Raw genomic sequence first — 15,674 nt, forward strand, 5'->3', positions numbered from 1 at the left:
TTTGTGTAAAATTAGCCAAAATGACCAAGCAAGAAAAGGTAAGTTTTGTTATTGAAACGTTAAACCGACTCTATCCCGAAATTCCGATTCCGCTAGACCACAAAGACCCCTATACCCTCCTCATAGCTGTCTTATTATCGGCACAGAGCACCGATGTTCGCGTCAATCAAATTACACCCATATTATTCGAGATAGCCGACAACCCTTATGACATGATCAGATTATCTGTAGATGAAATTCGGGAAATCATCAAACCTGTAGGTCTATCTCCTATGAAATCGAAAGGTATATACGGACTCTCAAAAATTTTAATAGAAGAACACAATGGCCAGGTACCTGCCTCTTTTGAGGCGCTAGAACGCCTTCCAGCGGTGGGACATAAAACGGCCAGTGTAGTAATGTCGCAAGCCTTCAACGTACCTGCTTTTCCGGTGGATACCCATATTCATCGTTTAATGTACCGCTGGGGACTTTCCACAGGTAAAAATGTGGTGCAAACTGAAAAAGACGCGAAGCGATTATTTCCGGAAGATCACTGGAATAAACTACACCTACAAATTATTTGGTATGGCCGACATTACAGTCCGGCCCGCGGTTGGGACTTAGAAAAAGATGTTATCACCAACACCATTGGACGGAAAACGGTGATCAACAATTATTGGAAAAGTAAAAAAAAGAAATAAAAAAAACCCCGGTCATCTTATCCCGGGGTTTTTCCAAAGTTTAGTTTAGAAGTGCTTCAAACTTCAATTTATTATAATCTATAACACTTAAAGCCTTACTATAATCCAGAAGAAATTTAATGGTCTCTTCTTTCGGAACCAGTTGTTTATCCACGCGTTCCGAACGTGGTTTTTCAGAGTACAGTTTTGCCATAGAACACCATATTTTGAGGTTAATGTTATTTATTAACGTGGCAAATATGTACTTATTGTGTTAATTCGTTAAAATTATATTATGCTTCTCAATTACCTTTCTCAAATTGATTAATGCATAGCGCATGCGTCCTAAAGCCGTATTGATGCTCACGCCCGTTCGCTCGCTTATCTCTTTGAAACTCATCTCTTTATAGATGCGCATCATCAATACTGTTTTCTGATCTTCTGGCAACTCTTCAATAAGGCGTCGTACATCATTTTCGACTTGCCCCTTGATCATTCGCTTTTCGATATTCAAACTATTATCACTTAAGACTGAGAATATATTAAAATCGTCTTTGTTTTCGAATTTTGGCATTCGATTGCTCTTTCTGAAATGATCGATGACCAAATTATGAGCAATTCGCATCACCCAAGGTAAAAACTTCCCTTCTTCATTATACGCTCCTCGCTTCAGGGTTTTAATAACCTTGATGAACGTATCCTGAAAAATGTCTTCGGCAATGTCTTTGTCGAAAACCTTGGAATAAATAAAACTGTAAATTCTTTGTTTGTGTCTGGTGATGAGCTCACATAAGGCTGACTCGTCGCCATTCATGTAGGCACTAACATAGTGCGCATCGGTAGGTATACTTCGCTTCATAACAATACTTCTTCTTAAAAAAATAAACAACAGGTGACCTTGGTTGCTTAGCTCAAATGTTTATTTAAAGTAATGTTATGCTATAGGCAATAAATTTAATTTTTATCGTTGCGAGGGGTAAATATAATAACAAAGTTTTAAGAAATGCAAACTATTGTGGGTTTTTTCTTAAAAAAAGTATAAATAAAAACATTATTAAAAGGCTCACTAAGAAGCATAAAACAATGTAGTATCTTTGCAAAATCGTAGCAAAAACCCGTCGTCTTGACGGTACTATTGGTGCGCTTAGGTAATGTATAAACTAGAAAGGAAGTTTTTATTTTGACTACGGAAACAGAAACGCTCGATACGAAAAAGAATATCATCATTGAAGGGGCAAAATTGCACAACCTCAAAGATATTCACGTTAGTATTCCTAGAAATGAACTTGTAGTGGTAACCGGTCTTTCCGGAAGCGGAAAATCCAGCTTGGCCTTTGACACGCTCTATGCCGAGGGACAACGCCGATATGTTGAAAGCTTATCTTCGTATGCGCGACAGTTCCTGGGCCGACTCAATAAACCGAAGGTAGATGCCATCAAAGGAATCGCTCCGGCCATCGCTATTGAACAAAAAGTAAACGCCACCAACCCCAGATCTACGGTGGGAACGTCTACCGAAATTTACGATTATCTCAAGTTACTTTTCACCCGAGTGGGAAGAACATACTCTCCCAAATCTGGAAAAGAGGTTAAAAAAGATCGCGTAAGCGATGTACTCGATTTTATAAAGACTTTTCCCGATCGCACTAAATTGTTACTACTCGCTCCCATTCATCTGGAAGAGGGACGAACAATGAAAGACAAACTTCAAGCCCTGGCGCAACAAGGATATGCCCGCGTAAAAGCGGACGGTGAGGTGGTTCGCATAGATACGCTAGATACCAACAAACTGCCAAAAGACCTATGGTTGGTGGTAGATCGTGTGATCACTCAGGACGATGAAGATTTTTACAATCGCCTAGCCGATGCGGCAGAGGTCGCTTTCTATGAGGGTAAGGGAGAACTCTTCATTGAAACGTTGGAGACGAATAAACTGCACGAATTCAATAATCGTTTCGAGGCCGACGGGATGAGTTTTATTGAACCGAACGTCCATCTATTCAGCTTTAACAACCCCTATGGGGCCTGCCCTACTTGTGAGGGTTACGGTGATGTAATCGGTATAGATGAAGATCTGGTCATTCCAAATACCGGTCTGTCCATTTATGACAATGCTATCTTTCCGTGGCGTGGCGAAAGTATGAGCTGGTATCGCGATCAATTGGTAAACAACGCCTATAAATTTGATTTCCCCATCCACAAACCGTGGTTTGAACTTTCCGAAGAACAAAAACAACTGGTTTGGGAAGGCAATAAATACTTTGAGGGACTAAATGACTTCTTCAGCTTTTTGGAATCCAAAAGCTATAAAATTCAAAATCGGGTGATGTTGTCTCGCTACCGCGGAAAAACACGCTGCAGTACCTGTAAAGGAAAACGCCTTCGTCCGGAAGCACACTATGTGAAGATCAATGATACCGCCATTACCGAGTTGGTTGAAATCCCATTACATCAGGTCGCTAATTTCTTTCAGAACTTAAGTCTTAATGAATACGAGGAAACCATTGCCAGGCGACTGTTATTAGAGATCAACAACCGCCTGCGTTTCTTGATGGATGTCGGACTCAGTTACCTTACCTTAAATCGAAAAAGTAATACGCTATCGGGTGGAGAATCCCAACGGATCAATCTGGCAACCTCGTTGGGAAGTAGTCTCGTAGGTTCCATGTATATCTTAGATGAACCCAGCATCGGACTGCATCCTAAGGATACAGAACGTCTTATTGACGTCCTGAAATCACTGCGCGATCTCGGCAATACGGTGATTGTGGTAGAACACGACGAAGATATCATGAAGGCAGCCGATACGATTATCGATATTGGGCCGGAAGCCGGAACATACGGTGGAGAAGTCGTAGCGAAAGGAACCTTCGAAGAAATTTTGAAGTCAGATTCGCTCACAGCCCAATACCTAAACGGAGCGCTGGAGATAGAGGTTCCGAAGAAACGAAGAACAGCTAAAAAATCAATTTCCATTCAAGGGGCACGCCATAATAATCTTAAAAATATAGACGTGAGTTTTCCCTTGGGAAGCTTTACGGCAGTGACCGGAGTTTCGGGAAGTGGTAAGAGTACTTTAGTGAAAAAGATCCTCTACCCTGCCCTACAACGTAAAATCGGAAATTATGGAGACAAGCCTGGGCAATTTACAGCCTTGACAGGGGATACGGATGCTATCAAAACCATCGAGTTCATCGATCAAAACCCAATCGGTCGTTCGAGTCGGTCGAACCCCGTTACCTACATAAAGGCCTATGATGATATTCGAGGACTCTTTGCTTCGCAAAAACTTAGTGATATTCGAGGCTACAAGGCGAAGCACTTTAGCTTCAACGTAGACGGAGGGCGCTGTGAAACCTGCAAGGGTGAGGGAGAAGTGACCATTGAAATGCAATTTATGGCCGATGTACACCTAACGTGCGATACCTGCGATGGAAAACGTTTCAAAAAGGAAATTCTGGAGGTAAAGTTTCATGAAAAAAATATCAGTGATATCTTAAATATGACTGTGGATGATGCTATCGCCTTCTTTGATACTCATGAAGAAACGAAGATTGTTCAAAAACTTCAACCCCTGCAGGATGTAGGGTTAGGGTATGTTCAACTTGGGCAAAGCTCCTCTACCCTTTCTGGCGGAGAAGCACAACGAATTAAATTGGCTTCGTTCCTTGTAAAAGGAAACACCAAGGATAAAGCTCTTTTTATCTTTGACGAGCCTACTACGGGATTGCATTTTCACGATATCAAGAAACTGCTGGCTTCCTTTGATGCCCTTCTCGACAAAGGCCATACTGTAATTGTAGTTGAGCACAATTTGGAACTTATTAAGTGCGCCGACTATATAATTGACTTGGGCCCTGAAGGTGGTGAAAAAGGCGGTACTGTAGTTGCCGAAGGCACGCCCGAGGAGGTTGTTACTATAGATTCTTCTTTTACGGCACAATTCTTAAAAGACAAGGTGTAAATATTTAAAAGCCTACCTACCAGCATTTTATAAAATTGGCACGCCTCTTGGTATTTCATAATCAAATAGCGTAGGTCGCATCGCTTCTTTTGCGGCATCACTTAAAACAATTTGATTATGAAAAAAGTGATTTTATTCGTAGCCCTACTTCTCACAGGAGTTGCTACACAGGCACAGAAAAAACAGCACCAATCATTAGAATTGCCTGCGCACCGCTATTTCAATGCACAGGAGATTCTATTCGTTGAAAACGGAGTTCTATACAAGGTGAACACTGTTGGGGAGTTCAACTTCAAACCGCTACGTCAACAAACATTTGGTACTAGAGGGCGTTCCAACGTGAACGTCAATCATCCCGTAGGCGCTCCTGGACATATCTATTCCTACGATCGAGGAAGACGTGCTTTTGTGACCACCGATCGATTGGGTCGTATTCGAACCGTCGGAAACTCTCGCATCACTTACCTACGAAATGGAAAAGTGAAAAGCATCGGTAGTATTTCGATGGACTATCACCGAGGGCGCTTGATACGTGTAGGAGGTATGGAATTGATCTATGATCGCTTCGGAAAGATTCGTCGAACGCTCGGGTCCGTAAATCAGTTTAACCATAATTTCTGGCATGATGATTGGTATTCTTATAGTAGGTATGAAAATGGTACTGTCCGAAACGATGAATGGTACCTTAGAAATACCCGAATTAGAAATAAAGAAATTTAGAAGTATAGTTTTTTGGTTGGTTAGTTTTTTTAGATCCGTCGCATATTGAAGCTCAATTGCGGCGGATTTTTCTTGGTATCTATTTTTAGCTACCAATACGTTCAAAAGACCAATAAAATCAGGGAGTTTCATTTTTGGCACGGTGGTTGTAACATATTAATTGTTCTTACTGACCAAAGGAAAACAACAATTAAGTAGAACCCCTTAACATTCAACATCATGAAAAAATTAGCATTCTTATTCATTGGACTCTTGCTTAGCGGAATTTCCGCCAAGGCAGCCTCCAATGCTGAAGCCTCAGCATTTCGGGGGTATGATGGAAGCTCCTACATTTTTGTAGAAGGAAACGTAGAATTTTCTGTATTTCCCGATGGGCAATTCGATTTTGTATTCTTAGGTCAGTCAAATGGCGTCAACGTGAGCGTTAACACTCCTGGTGTAAGCATCAACTATAACTCAGGATATAACTATGATGCTTTTGTTCAGTATGATGACTACGGTGCCGTGATTCAAGTGGAAGACGTCCCTATTTATTACGACGAATTTGGACGTATCGCACAGGCCGGAAACGTTGAAATTCGGTATAATAACCGTCGAATTGTACGCGTAGGTGGACTTCGTGTCTTCTATAACCGCCTTGGATATTTTGACTATTGCACCGGGTTTGTGAGTCCGTTTTACAGAACTTATGTATACCGCCCATGGCACGTATTTTATGCACGCCCGATTTATTCAAGCTGTATTGTGTACGATTACCCGTACCGACGTTATTACAACCCACATCGCTATAGCTTTGCACATCACAGACGCTATTATAATCGTAGAAACGTAGCTTATGCGAACGGTCGAAGAAATTTCTATCGCCCGGGAAGTCGGAAGCACTATAGAGACGGAAGAACGGTAAAAAACCGTGATTACAATCCAAGACGTGTGAACACAGCAGTTGCCAGAAGCAACAATAGAAATAATAATGCATCGCGCGGAACATCTCGTGGTATCGCAAAGAAAAACGACCGTAACACCTCGAACAGTAGAGGTATTGCACGTGGAAACACCAATAGAGAGAAAGTCTCTAGAAGAACAACAACCACACGTGGTATTGCCAATTCCTCTAGGAATTCGAAAGCGGTGAAGCGAAGCAATCCACGAAACAATAAGGTAAGTCGTGGTACGACTACCAATCGTTCGGTTCGCAAGAGCACCACTAATAGACAACGAGGTATCGCAAAGAACAATCGCGTATCCCGTTCAAAGGGCAACTCAAATCGAGTTTCGAGAAAGAGCACCCCTACGAGACGATCTACTTCTATCAACCGAAGTACATCAAAGCGAACCACAGCGAAGCGCAGTAGCTCAAATCGATCTCGAGGCGCGGTAAGTCGCGGCAATAGCTCAAGTCGTTCGAAAGGAAACGCAAGCCGAAGAGGTCGCGGAAATCAGTAAGAATTTTTTTGGTTGGTTAGTTAGAAACCCTCGTAAGGCCCTTGGTCAAGCGGGGGTTTCGCTTTATAGGTCGTGAAGAAGCTGCGCCATCTTTTTTGCAATCGCTTCCCTACTGTATTCAGAAATATCTGTCTTCGGAATGTTTAGCTCCTGTTGTAAGAATTGATGAAAGTAGGTTTCTATGGTCTGTATTAATTCAGTTTCTTCCGCATACGTAATATAAGTCCCTGCTTTCGTTCGCTGTATGATCTGCTCCACATCGGTGCCCTTAGGTCCTAACGCAAGAATGGGGCGCCTGGCCGAAAGGTATTCAAATAGTTTTCCAGGAATAATCGCTCGTGTTTCTTCACGATTCATCTCAACAAGCAGCAACACCTGAGCCTGTCGCTGTAACGCTACGGCTTCCTCATGAGGGACATAGCCTACCAGGGTAGTGTTTTGGGATAGTCCAAAGTGTTCCAAATCCTCCAGAACCTCTGCACTATAATGTCCTACAAGCTTTATCTCCAATTGTTCTTTAAAGACAGGATCCGCTTCTTGTAACGCACGCAGCACCTTCCATAAAACGCTCGGATTGCGCTCGGTTAACAGCGAACCGATATGTACTAGAGAAAAGCGCTCATCTCGTTCATATGTACTATCCGTTGGTTGTATCTCAAAACCATTGGTAATTACATGTATGGGGCGATCGGTAAGTGCTTGAAATTCCTTTTTGGTCACCTCACTCGTCACGGTTATGGCAGTGGCCGTATTGAGCACCTTGGCTTCCAACCTTTTGTGTTTCGCTTCGGAAGCTTTGGTAAGTCGCAACGATTTGTGATAATGGATCGTGGTCCACGGATCTCTAAAATCAGCCAACCAGGGCACATCAAAAGCAGCCTTCAACTGCATACCGATCAAATGGAGGCTGTGCGGCGGACCTGTAGTAACTATGGCATCAACAGGTGAGTCCGACAAATACTCTTTTAAATAGGAAACGGAAGGTTGCACCCATCCTACCCGTGCGTCAGGAATGAAGAAATTTCCGCGAATAAATAACAACAGTTTTTCCAGAAATGAGGGTTTCTTTTCAGAAATGATTCCGCTACTCAAGGTCTTTGTTTTCTTTTTTGAAAGCCATCGTGCCATTTGATACGGCTCTTTGATGGGGTGCCTCAGAACGGTGATCGATGGTGGTACTTTCTGAACCAGGGATTCGTCTACAATAGGATAATTGGGAGCTTCAGGAACGTAAACAACGGGGGCTATTCCGTGCGCTTCAAAATGTCGTACAAAGTGAAGCCATCGCTGTACTCCGGGTCCGCCTGCCGGTGGCCAGTAATACGCGATGATCAATACACGTTTCATGAAGGGTGTTCCGTTTTATTGCGTTTGAACCACCACACCACGCCCCCAACAGCTATGAGTACAAATAATAACGTGCTCACCAGAGAGATCGTACTACCGGTCTGAATCACTTCAGGTTCAAAGGTAAAAACTACCTGATGGACTCCCGCCGGAATGGTCATCGCCCGTAACGCATAATTGGCTCGATAGTAATCAGTCGGTTTTCCATCAATGGTCACTTTCCAGCCATGCGGATAAAAAACCTCAGAGAATACTGCCATTTGCGGCGAATCGGCTTTGGTTTCGTAGACCAGTTTGTTAGGTAGATATGACGTAAGCTCGATACTAGCGGTAGAATCTGGCGCGATGAATCTTTCTGGCAACATCGACTCAAATGATTGGTGAACTACCGCGGTTTGTTTGGTATCGAGACTGTCTAACCGACGTATTTCCTCATCGGCATTTGCGGCAATGATCGCATTTTCAACGAACCAAGCATTCCCGTTTGCGTAGGGATTTCGCTGCGCTACCGGTCCGCCATTCTGATTTTGGGTAATGATATAGCGTACGTTCATCATATTCAAAATCCCGACATCCCCTTCTGAAAGGTAAAAATCGTATAAATCGCTCATTCGGCCTGGTTTTGCCGCATGGTAGCCCCCAAGTGCTTTGTGGTAATAACTGGCACGCCCGCTGTTGAACGCATCGGTGGTCGCATCGAAAACTCTAAAATGACCATCGGTATCCGCCAGGATCTGGGTATCGGCACCAGTTTCTTGGAATGGCGCCTCCATGACGCGTTTGGAAACAAAATCATCATTCGTCACATATCTTCGGTCGACTCCTATCAGGTCAAAACAGATGAGCACGGCTAATAAAAGAATGGTCAATGATTGCTTTATCTTTCCTTTCAAATGAAACCATAATACTGTGGCTGCCAACAAGACCAACACCAGCGTTCGGATTGCGTCTTGGGTAAGTAAGGTAGCACGATCGGTGCGAATCGCTTCTACCAATTCGGCACCCAATTGCTCCCGGAACAATGCGTCATACGGACTCGCAAAATCTAAGAGCGCATGCTTCCCAACTAAAAATAGCATCGCCGTTCCACCGGCGATACCCGTAGCCCACAGCAGCGCTTTTTTACGCTTTTCTGTAGCTACAAAGTCGTTAAAATACTGATGGAGTCCAACGACGGCCAGAACAGGTAGTATCAACTCGATGATGACCTGTATGGAGGATACTGCTCTAAATTTGTTGTACAGCGGCACTGTATCGATAAATAATTCCGTCAGGAAATTGAAATTCTTACCCCATGACAACAACAGACTCAACACGAAAGCCGTCACAATCCACCAGCGTAATCTGCCTTTTATTAGAAATAGGGCTAGTACGCTTAAAAAGATGACGACGGCACCAATATAGGCTGGTGCGGCAACGATGGGCTGGTCACCCCAATAGGCAGGTACTTGTCCGGCCAACTGCTGCGCCTCCTGCGGGGAAGCCCCCATCCGTAGGAGTGTTTCTACCGTCTCAGAATTTTCTGGTAATGGATCGGCGCTGCCACCTCCCATAAAATTTGGGATAAATAAGTTAAAGGATTCCCACAATCCATAGCTGTATTGCGTGATATATTCGTAGTCCAGTCCGTTTGAATTCTCCTTCGGAACACCTTCGGCAGTGAGGGTAAGTTCACTTTGTCCTCGGGTAGAGGTATCTGCATACTCCTTGGTAGCCATCAGGTTTGTGGCATTTAACCCAAGCGCGATAACCGCTCCTACTGCCATAATTCCGATGGCCGTAAAATAGTGTTTGAGTTGTTGCTTTCGGAAGGCATCGATTCCGTAAGCAACACCAATACAAATAACCAACAATAGTAAATAATAGGTCATTTGAATATGATTAGCAACCAATTCCAGCGCCAACGCGACGGACGTAAGAAGAAATCCGTAGAAGTATTTTTTTCGAAAGGTGAGCAGGATTCCGCTAAGGACCAGTGGCATATAAGCGATCGCATGCGCCTTCGCATTGTGTCCTACCCCAAGAATAATAATGAGATAAGTAGAAAAACCGAAGGCCAAAGCCCCCAAAAACGCCAGTTTGTAGTCAATTTTCAATACCAGGAACAGAAGGTACATTCCGACAAAATAAAGCAGTAGATAATCTGCTGGACGTGGCAATATTCGTATCGCCAGATCTAATTCCTTAATGTAGTTATGCGGGTATTTCGCTCCGAGTTGGTAGGTAGGCATACCGCCAAAAGCAGCATCTGTCCAATACGCTTCCTCTCCCGTAGTCGCTGCGATGTCCTTTTGCTGTTTCGACATCCCCGTATACTGTACGATGTCACTTTGCAATAATACCTTTCCTTGTAAAACCGGACTAAAAAACAGCAGTGCGATAAGCACAAACAGTAGGACTACAATAAGGTGAGGAAGTAGTTTTTTTATGGAAGTGGGCATTCGCTTACGACTTTATAGAAAAGCGAAAATTACAAAAAATGCGTAGAATGATAGTGGTTTCTTCGGAAGTTATTCGTCGATCTCTTCGTATTCAACGTACTCTCCAACCCCCTCCTTAGACCGACTGTTTTTTTGAGGCATACGGTCTATGGAAACTTCCCCTTCATTCTGATGTTTCGAAGTGTTGGGCGCGGCGTTTCCGAAGGCGTTTTGAAAACGTTCGGACATCTTTCGCTGAATATATTTTAGCATATAAGGTTTTGCCAGGCGCCAAGCGAATTTGACACCGAAATATACCAATAAGATAATAAGTACCGTTTTAAGAAAAGCCATAACCTATAAATCGAAGTCAAAATTATTGATTGCGGGCTAAAAAGAAGAATTACAACTATTAAATTAATGATAAAATCTTATATATTTGAGCCAAACCTATTGTGCATGCGTATCCTCTTTCTTTGCTTTTTTTTCATAGGAATTCCCTTTGTCTGTCAGGCACAATATACCGAGATGATTAACACCAACCGACCGGGTGTAAGTCAGGGTGCCTTTTCGGTGGGAACCAATGTCCTGCAATTTGAAAGTGGCATCTTTTACGGAAAGGAAGAACATCGCTTATTGCAAACCGAAACTACAGGATACGGAATTGATTATTCAGTGCGATACGGGGTTTGGAAAGAAGAGTTAGAAGTAAGTCTTATTGGATCCTTTCAACGAAACATAGTAACTGATAACCGCGGCACCATCCCTATCGAGTTAGATCCTATTAGTAATTTCCGAAGCAATACGGTGGGTGCCAAATATCTGTTTTACGACCCCTATCGCAAGCGAGCGCTAGAAGGCCCCAACCTCTATAGTTGGAAGGCTAACAACCGATTTCAATGGCGCGATTTAATTCCGGCTATTTCATTCTATGCCGGCGCCAATTTTGATACCAAGAACAATCCGTTTACGCCAGAATCTGAAGCTGTTATTAGTCCGAAGTTCATTTTATCCACACAAAACAACTTTCTGGGAGGCTTCGTTCTGGTGACGAATATTATTGTTGATAGGGTTACGACCGAATTTCCTTCTTATGGCTATATCGTTACCTTGACACATGCCACCAACGATTATTTCTCCATTTTTGTCGAAAATCAAGGATTCAAAAGTGATTTCTATTCAGATCAATTGTTTCGTGCAGGTGCCGCGGCCTTGATTAATGAAAATCTTCATGTAGATCTTTCCGCAACTATCAATATCAAAGACACTCCCTCTGTATTCTACGGAAGAGTGGGAGTTGCATATCGATTTGATATGCACAACACCGATGAGTACATTGAGGAAAAAGGTCGCGCCGGTCGCAAAAAGCGGAAGGATGAAAAAACTAAAAAAGAGGATACTGACGGAGGCAAAAAACGCAAGGATGCCTTTGAAGTGGATGACGATGGCGGTCGTTAGCAGAGCTTATGATAGAACTTATACCCGTAACCAACAAGAACCAGCTTAAGCAATTTGTAACGTTTCCTTTCAAACTTTACAAAGATTGTGACTATTGGGTACCTCCCCTCATTAAAGATGAGATGGAAACCCTCGACAAACAAAAGAATCCAGTCTTTAAAAATGCTGAAGCCGACTATTTTTTAGCCTATAAAGACGGGCAGCTTTCAGGACGCATAGCCGTTATCATCAATCATTTAGAGATTGATGAACAGCAAAAGAAAAAAGTGCGCTTTGGGTGGTTTGACGTGATTGATGACATTGCTGTGACCAAGGCCCTGATTGAAAAGGTTCGGGAGATCGGAAAGCGCCATCAGCTGGAGTATATGGAAGGTCCCGTAGGGTTCTCCAATATGGAAAAAGCGGGTATCCTGACCATGGGATACGAAGAGCGAAATACCATGATTACCTGGTATCATTATCCGTATTACAAAGAACACTTTCAACAACTTGGTTTTGAACCTCAAGCGACCTGGGTGGAATATAAGATGAACGTGCCCGAAATTCTCAATGAAAAAGTAAAGAAGTTCTCAGGCCTTATCAAAAAGCGTTTTGAACTTTCCGTGATTCGTTTTCAGAGTAAAAAAGAGATCCTTCCTTATGTGGACGCCATGTTCGAGCTGTTGAACAATACCTATAATACACTACAAACCTTCGTTCCGATTCAGCAATATCAAATAGACTACTACAAAGAGAAGTACTTTAGCTTTATTCATTCCGACTACATTACCTGTATCAAAGACAAGTCTGGTGACCTCATCGCCTTTTCGGTGGTGATGCCGTCCTTTAGCAAAGCCTTAAAAAAGGCGAATGGACGCCTATTCCCTTTTGGTTGGTTTCATATTATTCAGGCACAGAAAAAGAACGATACGGCGGCTTTTTATTTGATTGGAATTCATCCGGAGTATCAAGGGAAAGGTGTTACCGCCATCATCTTTGAAGAAATGCAGCATCTTTTTACTGCCAAGGGTATCAAGATCGTAGAAACCAATCCTGAACTTAAAGAAAATACAGCGGTACAATTACTGTGGAAAGATTACAATCCGAAGCAACACAAAGAGCGTAGTACCTTTCGTCGTTCCTTAAACTAAAAAACCACCCGGAATACGGATGGTTTTTTATGGTATGACTTCTGAAGCGTAAAATTACTCGCCCATTGCGGCTGCAACGCTTGCGCTCAATCGCTTATACGTTCCATTTTCAAGACGCTCTCGAATGGCCGAAAACGCATCTAGTGTTTCGTCTATATCTTCCAAGGTATGTGATGCCGTTGGAATCATTCGAAGAAGAATTAAGCCTTTAGGAATTACCGGATATACCACGATAGAACAAAAGATTCCATAGTTTTCTCGAAGATCCTTTACCAGTGCCATGGCTTCCGGAATGGTTCCTTTAAGATATACCGGAGTGACGCAGCTTTGCGTTGTACCAATATCGAAACCACGCTTTTTGAGTCCGCCTTGCAAGGCATTCACATTTTCCCACAATTTCTCTTTCAATTCGGGCATGGTACGCAGCATGTCTAAACGCTTTAAGGCGCCTACTACCAATTGCATTTGCAACGATTTAGCGAACATCTGAGACCGCAGGTTGTATTTTAAGTAATTGATAATTTCTTCATCGGCAGCGATAAACGCCCCGGTACTGGCCATAGATTTCGCAAAGGTCGCAAAATATACATCGATACCGTCCTGCACACCTTGCTCCTCACCTGCTCCTGCTCCTGTTTTACCGAGGGTTCCAAAACCATGAGCATCATCTACAAACAAGCGGAAGTTGTACTTTTCCTTGAGCGCAACGATTTCTTTCAGTTTTCCCTGCTCTCCGCGCATTCCGAAGACCCCTTCAGAAATCAACAAAATTCCACCGCCCGTTTTGGCAGCTACTTTTTCAGCGCGCTTCAGGTTTTTTTCGATACTTTCCATATCGTTGTGCTTGTACGTGAACCGTTGCCCCAGGTGCAAGCGAACACCATCGATGATACAAGCATGCGCATCTACGTCGTATACAATCACATCATCTTTAGACACTAACGCGTCGATGGTAGAAACCATTCCCTGATATCCAAAATTGAGAAGATAGGCAGCTTCTTTTTGTACAAAGGCAGCCAACTCTTTTTGAAGTTGTTCGTGTAGATTGGTATGACCACTCATCATTCGAGCTCCCATCGGATACGCGCTACCCCATTCGGAAGCAGCGGCTGCATCTACTTTTCTAACGTCAGGATGATTCGCCAAGCCCAGATAATCATTTACACTCCATGTAATCACTTCACGTCCGTTAAAACGCATGCGGTTGGCGATGGGTCCTTCCAATTTTGGAAAGATAAAATACCCTTCAGCCTGCTCTGCCCAGCGCCCTAATGGGCCTTTATCTTTATAGATTTTGTCAAATAAGTCTTTCATTCAGTCCTTTGTTTGAATCAAGTTGCAAAAATAGGTATTTTAGTTGGGATAACAAGTTCAGAAATGTAACCCCTGAAGCCAAAAAAACCGTTACTGAAGTAACGGTGATAAGTTGGAATGGTGGTTTTCTATTTAATATACTGCACCGAAGGAACTTCTTCGCTATCAGCATCAAAGAAGCCTTGTTCTTCCATCCATTGATCATTATAGATCTTACTCATATAACGCGATCCGTGATCTGGAAAGATAACAACCACAACACTGTCTTTATCAAACAGGCTTTCCTCATCCAATTGTTTGATACCTTGCAAGGCTGCACCGCTGGTATAGCCCACAAAAAGACCTTCTGTCTTGGCAATTTCTCGCGCCGTATGTGCGCTGTCACCATCGGTAACTTTTACGAAACGATCGATCATGCTGAAGTCGGTTGCTGAAGGAATCAAATTCTTACCCAGGCCTTCAATACGGTAGGGGTATATTTCGTCTTTATCGAGTTTGCCTGTTTCGTGAAACTTTTGAAGCACGGAGCCGTAGGCATCAATTCCGATGATTTGGACTTCCGGATTTTGTTCCTTTAAGAAGCGTGCGGTTCCTGAAATAGTACCGCCTGTGCCGCTACATGCTACCAAATGGGTGATCTTCCCCTGGGTTTGTTGCCAAATTTCAGGCCCAGTGGTCGCATAATGGGCTGCTATATTTAATTCGTTGAAATATTGATTGATATAGATTGACCCCTCAATTTCTTCATGTAAGCGTTTTGCCACTTCATAGTAAGAGCGTGGGTCATCGGCAGCAACATGAGCCGGACAAACATGAACTTGCGCGCCCATCGTTTTAAGCATGTCAATTTTATCTGCGGAAGACTTTGAGCTCACGGCTAAAATGCACTGGTATCCTTTTAAAATACTGACCATAGCCACACTGAAGCCCGTATTTCCACTGGTCGTCTCGATGATGGTATCCCCAGGCTTGAGAATTCCTTTGGCTTCTGCATTTTCTAGAATATGGAGCGCAATTCTATCTTTGGAAGAGTGACCCGGATTGAAAGCTTCTACTTTGGCGTAAAAACTTCCCTCCATGGATGCAGTTATGCGGTTCAGCTTAATTAACGGTGTGTTTCCAATTAGGTCTAACACATTGTTGTAGGCTTGTATACCATCTTTCATACACAGGGATTCAATAAAAAAACAGCGAACATAGATGCCTCTGTTCGATG

At 43.1% G+C, this 15,674-nt stretch carries 13 protein-coding genes; 6 read left to right on the plus strand and 7 right to left on the minus strand.

Features of this window, described 5'->3' with window-relative positions:
* Window positions 1–20: 20 nt before the first annotated feature.
* Entirely contained in the window at window positions 21–683 is a 663-nt protein-coding gene (locus PO830_RS00960; protein WP_272851658.1) for an endonuclease III domain-containing protein, read from the plus strand.
* 40 nt (window positions 684–723) lie between these two features.
* On the opposite strand, the gene PO830_RS00965 is transcribed toward PO830_RS00960, so the two are convergent.
* Together PO830_RS00965 and PO830_RS00970 are read right to left on the minus strand one after the other, a co-directional pair.
* On the minus strand, window positions 724–876 hold the full coding sequence (locus PO830_RS00965) for a hypothetical protein (protein WP_272851659.1): 153 nt from the start codon (window positions 874–876) through the stop codon (window positions 724–726).
* 60 nt (window positions 877–936) lie between these two features.
* A complete protein-coding gene (locus PO830_RS00970) occupies window positions 937–1,521 on the minus strand; it encodes an RNA polymerase sigma factor (RefSeq protein ID WP_272851660.1) in 585 nt (194 codons plus the stop codon).
* Between the two features lie 321 nt (window positions 1,522–1,842).
* Between PO830_RS00970 and uvrA the strand changes: the two genes are divergently transcribed.
* From uvrA to PO830_RS00985, 3 genes are all read left to right on the plus strand, one after another.
* A complete protein-coding gene (uvrA, locus tag PO830_RS00975; protein ID WP_272851661.1) occupies window positions 1,843–4,626 on the plus strand; it encodes an excinuclease ABC subunit UvrA in 2,784 nt (927 codons plus the stop codon).
* A 117-nt stretch (window positions 4,627–4,743) separates the two neighbouring features.
* Window positions 4,744–5,346, plus strand: coding sequence for a hypothetical protein (locus PO830_RS00980; RefSeq protein ID WP_272851662.1), 603 nt, complete (start codon window positions 4,744–4,746; stop codon window positions 5,344–5,346).
* A gap of 219 nt (window positions 5,347–5,565) precedes the next feature.
* Window positions 5,566–6,789, plus strand: a complete 1,224-nt coding sequence (locus PO830_RS00985) for a hypothetical protein (protein WP_272851663.1) — start codon at window positions 5,566–5,568, stop codon at window positions 6,787–6,789.
* 63 nt (window positions 6,790–6,852) lie between these two features.
* Here PO830_RS00985 and PO830_RS00990 read toward each other — a convergent pair whose 3' ends face one another.
* The 3 genes from PO830_RS00990 to PO830_RS01000 all read right to left on the minus strand — a co-directional run bounded on the left by PO830_RS00990 (window position 6,853) and on the right by PO830_RS01000 (window position 10,910).
* A complete protein-coding gene (locus PO830_RS00990) occupies window positions 6,853–8,136 on the minus strand; it encodes a glycosyltransferase family 4 protein (RefSeq protein ID WP_272851664.1) in 1,284 nt (427 codons plus the stop codon).
* The gene (locus PO830_RS00995) at window positions 8,133–10,577 is read right to left on the minus strand and encodes a YfhO family protein (protein ID WP_272851665.1); all 2,445 of its coding nucleotides are present in this window, start codon (window positions 10,575–10,577) and stop codon (window positions 8,133–8,135) included. Before PO830_RS00995 ends, PO830_RS00990 begins: the two co-directional genes overlap by 4 nt.
* A gap of 69 nt (window positions 10,578–10,646) precedes the next feature.
* Complete coding sequence (locus PO830_RS01000; protein ID WP_272851666.1) at window positions 10,647–10,910, minus strand: DUF4834 family protein; 264 nt, start codon at window positions 10,908–10,910, stop codon at window positions 10,647–10,649.
* A 105-nt stretch (window positions 10,911–11,015) separates the two neighbouring features.
* Between PO830_RS01000 and PO830_RS01005 the strand changes: the two genes are divergently transcribed.
* Both PO830_RS01005 and PO830_RS01010 read left to right on the plus strand, forming a co-directional pair.
* Complete coding sequence (locus PO830_RS01005; protein WP_272851667.1) at window positions 11,016–12,014, plus strand: transporter; 999 nt, start codon at window positions 11,016–11,018, stop codon at window positions 12,012–12,014.
* An 8-nt stretch (window positions 12,015–12,022) separates the two neighbouring features.
* A complete protein-coding gene (locus PO830_RS01010; RefSeq protein ID WP_272851668.1) occupies window positions 12,023–13,144 on the plus strand; it encodes a GNAT family N-acetyltransferase in 1,122 nt (373 codons plus the stop codon).
* Window positions 13,145–13,198: 54 nt separating this feature from the next.
* Here PO830_RS01010 and PO830_RS01015 read toward each other — a convergent pair whose 3' ends face one another.
* Together PO830_RS01015 and PO830_RS01020 are read right to left on the minus strand one after the other, a co-directional pair.
* Window positions 13,199–14,458: an aminotransferase class I/II-fold pyridoxal phosphate-dependent enzyme gene (locus tag PO830_RS01015; protein ID WP_272851669.1), complete on the minus strand. Its 1,260-nt coding sequence runs from the start codon at window positions 14,456–14,458 to the stop codon at window positions 13,199–13,201.
* Window positions 14,459–14,586: 128 nt separating this feature from the next.
* The gene (locus PO830_RS01020) at window positions 14,587–15,624 is read right to left on the minus strand and encodes a PLP-dependent cysteine synthase family protein (RefSeq protein WP_272851670.1); all 1,038 of its coding nucleotides are present in this window, start codon (window positions 15,622–15,624) and stop codon (window positions 14,587–14,589) included.
* Window positions 15,625–15,674: the final 50 nt, after the last annotated feature.

The sequence above is a fragment of the Altibacter sp. HG106 genome (assembly GCF_028561755.1).
Lineage (GTDB): Bacteria > Bacteroidota > Bacteroidia > Flavobacteriales > Flavobacteriaceae > DFVG01.

Bases quoted from the DNA above. Each gene is read 5' to 3' on its own strand.
- PO830_RS00990 (WP_272851664.1), bottom strand. From the start codon at position 8,136: ATGAAACGTGTATTGATCATCGCGTATTACTGGCCACCGGCAGGCGGA.
- PO830_RS00980 (WP_272851662.1), top strand. From the start codon at position 4,744: ATGAAAAAAGTGATTTTATTCGTAGCCCTACTTCTCACAGGAGTTGCT.
- PO830_RS01010 (WP_272851668.1), top strand. From the start codon at position 12,023: ATGATAGAACTTATACCCGTAACCAACAAGAACCAGCTTAAGCAATTT.
- PO830_RS01005 (WP_272851667.1), top strand. From the start codon at position 11,016: ATGCGTATCCTCTTTCTTTGCTTTTTTTTCATAGGAATTCCCTTTGTC.
- PO830_RS00965 (WP_272851659.1), bottom strand. From the start codon at position 876: ATGGCAAAACTGTACTCTGAAAAACCACGTTCGGAACGCGTGGATAAA.
- PO830_RS00970 (WP_272851660.1), bottom strand. From the start codon at position 1,521: ATGAAGCGAAGTATACCTACCGATGCGCACTATGTTAGTGCCTACATG.
- PO830_RS00985 (WP_272851663.1), top strand. From the start codon at position 5,566: ATGAAAAAATTAGCATTCTTATTCATTGGACTCTTGCTTAGCGGAATT.
- PO830_RS01020 (WP_272851670.1), bottom strand. From the start codon at position 15,624: ATGAAAGATGGTATACAAGCCTACAACAATGTGTTAGACCTAATTGGA.
- PO830_RS00995 (WP_272851665.1), bottom strand. From the start codon at position 10,577: ATGCCCACTTCCATAAAAAAACTACTTCCTCACCTTATTGTAGTCCTA.
- PO830_RS00960 (WP_272851658.1), top strand. From the start codon at position 21: ATGACCAAGCAAGAAAAGGTAAGTTTTGTTATTGAAACGTTAAACCGA.
- PO830_RS01015 (WP_272851669.1), bottom strand. From the start codon at position 14,458: ATGAAAGACTTATTTGACAAAATCTATAAAGATAAAGGCCCATTAGGG.
- PO830_RS01000 (WP_272851666.1), bottom strand. From the start codon at position 10,910: ATGGCTTTTCTTAAAACGGTACTTATTATCTTATTGGTATATTTCGGT.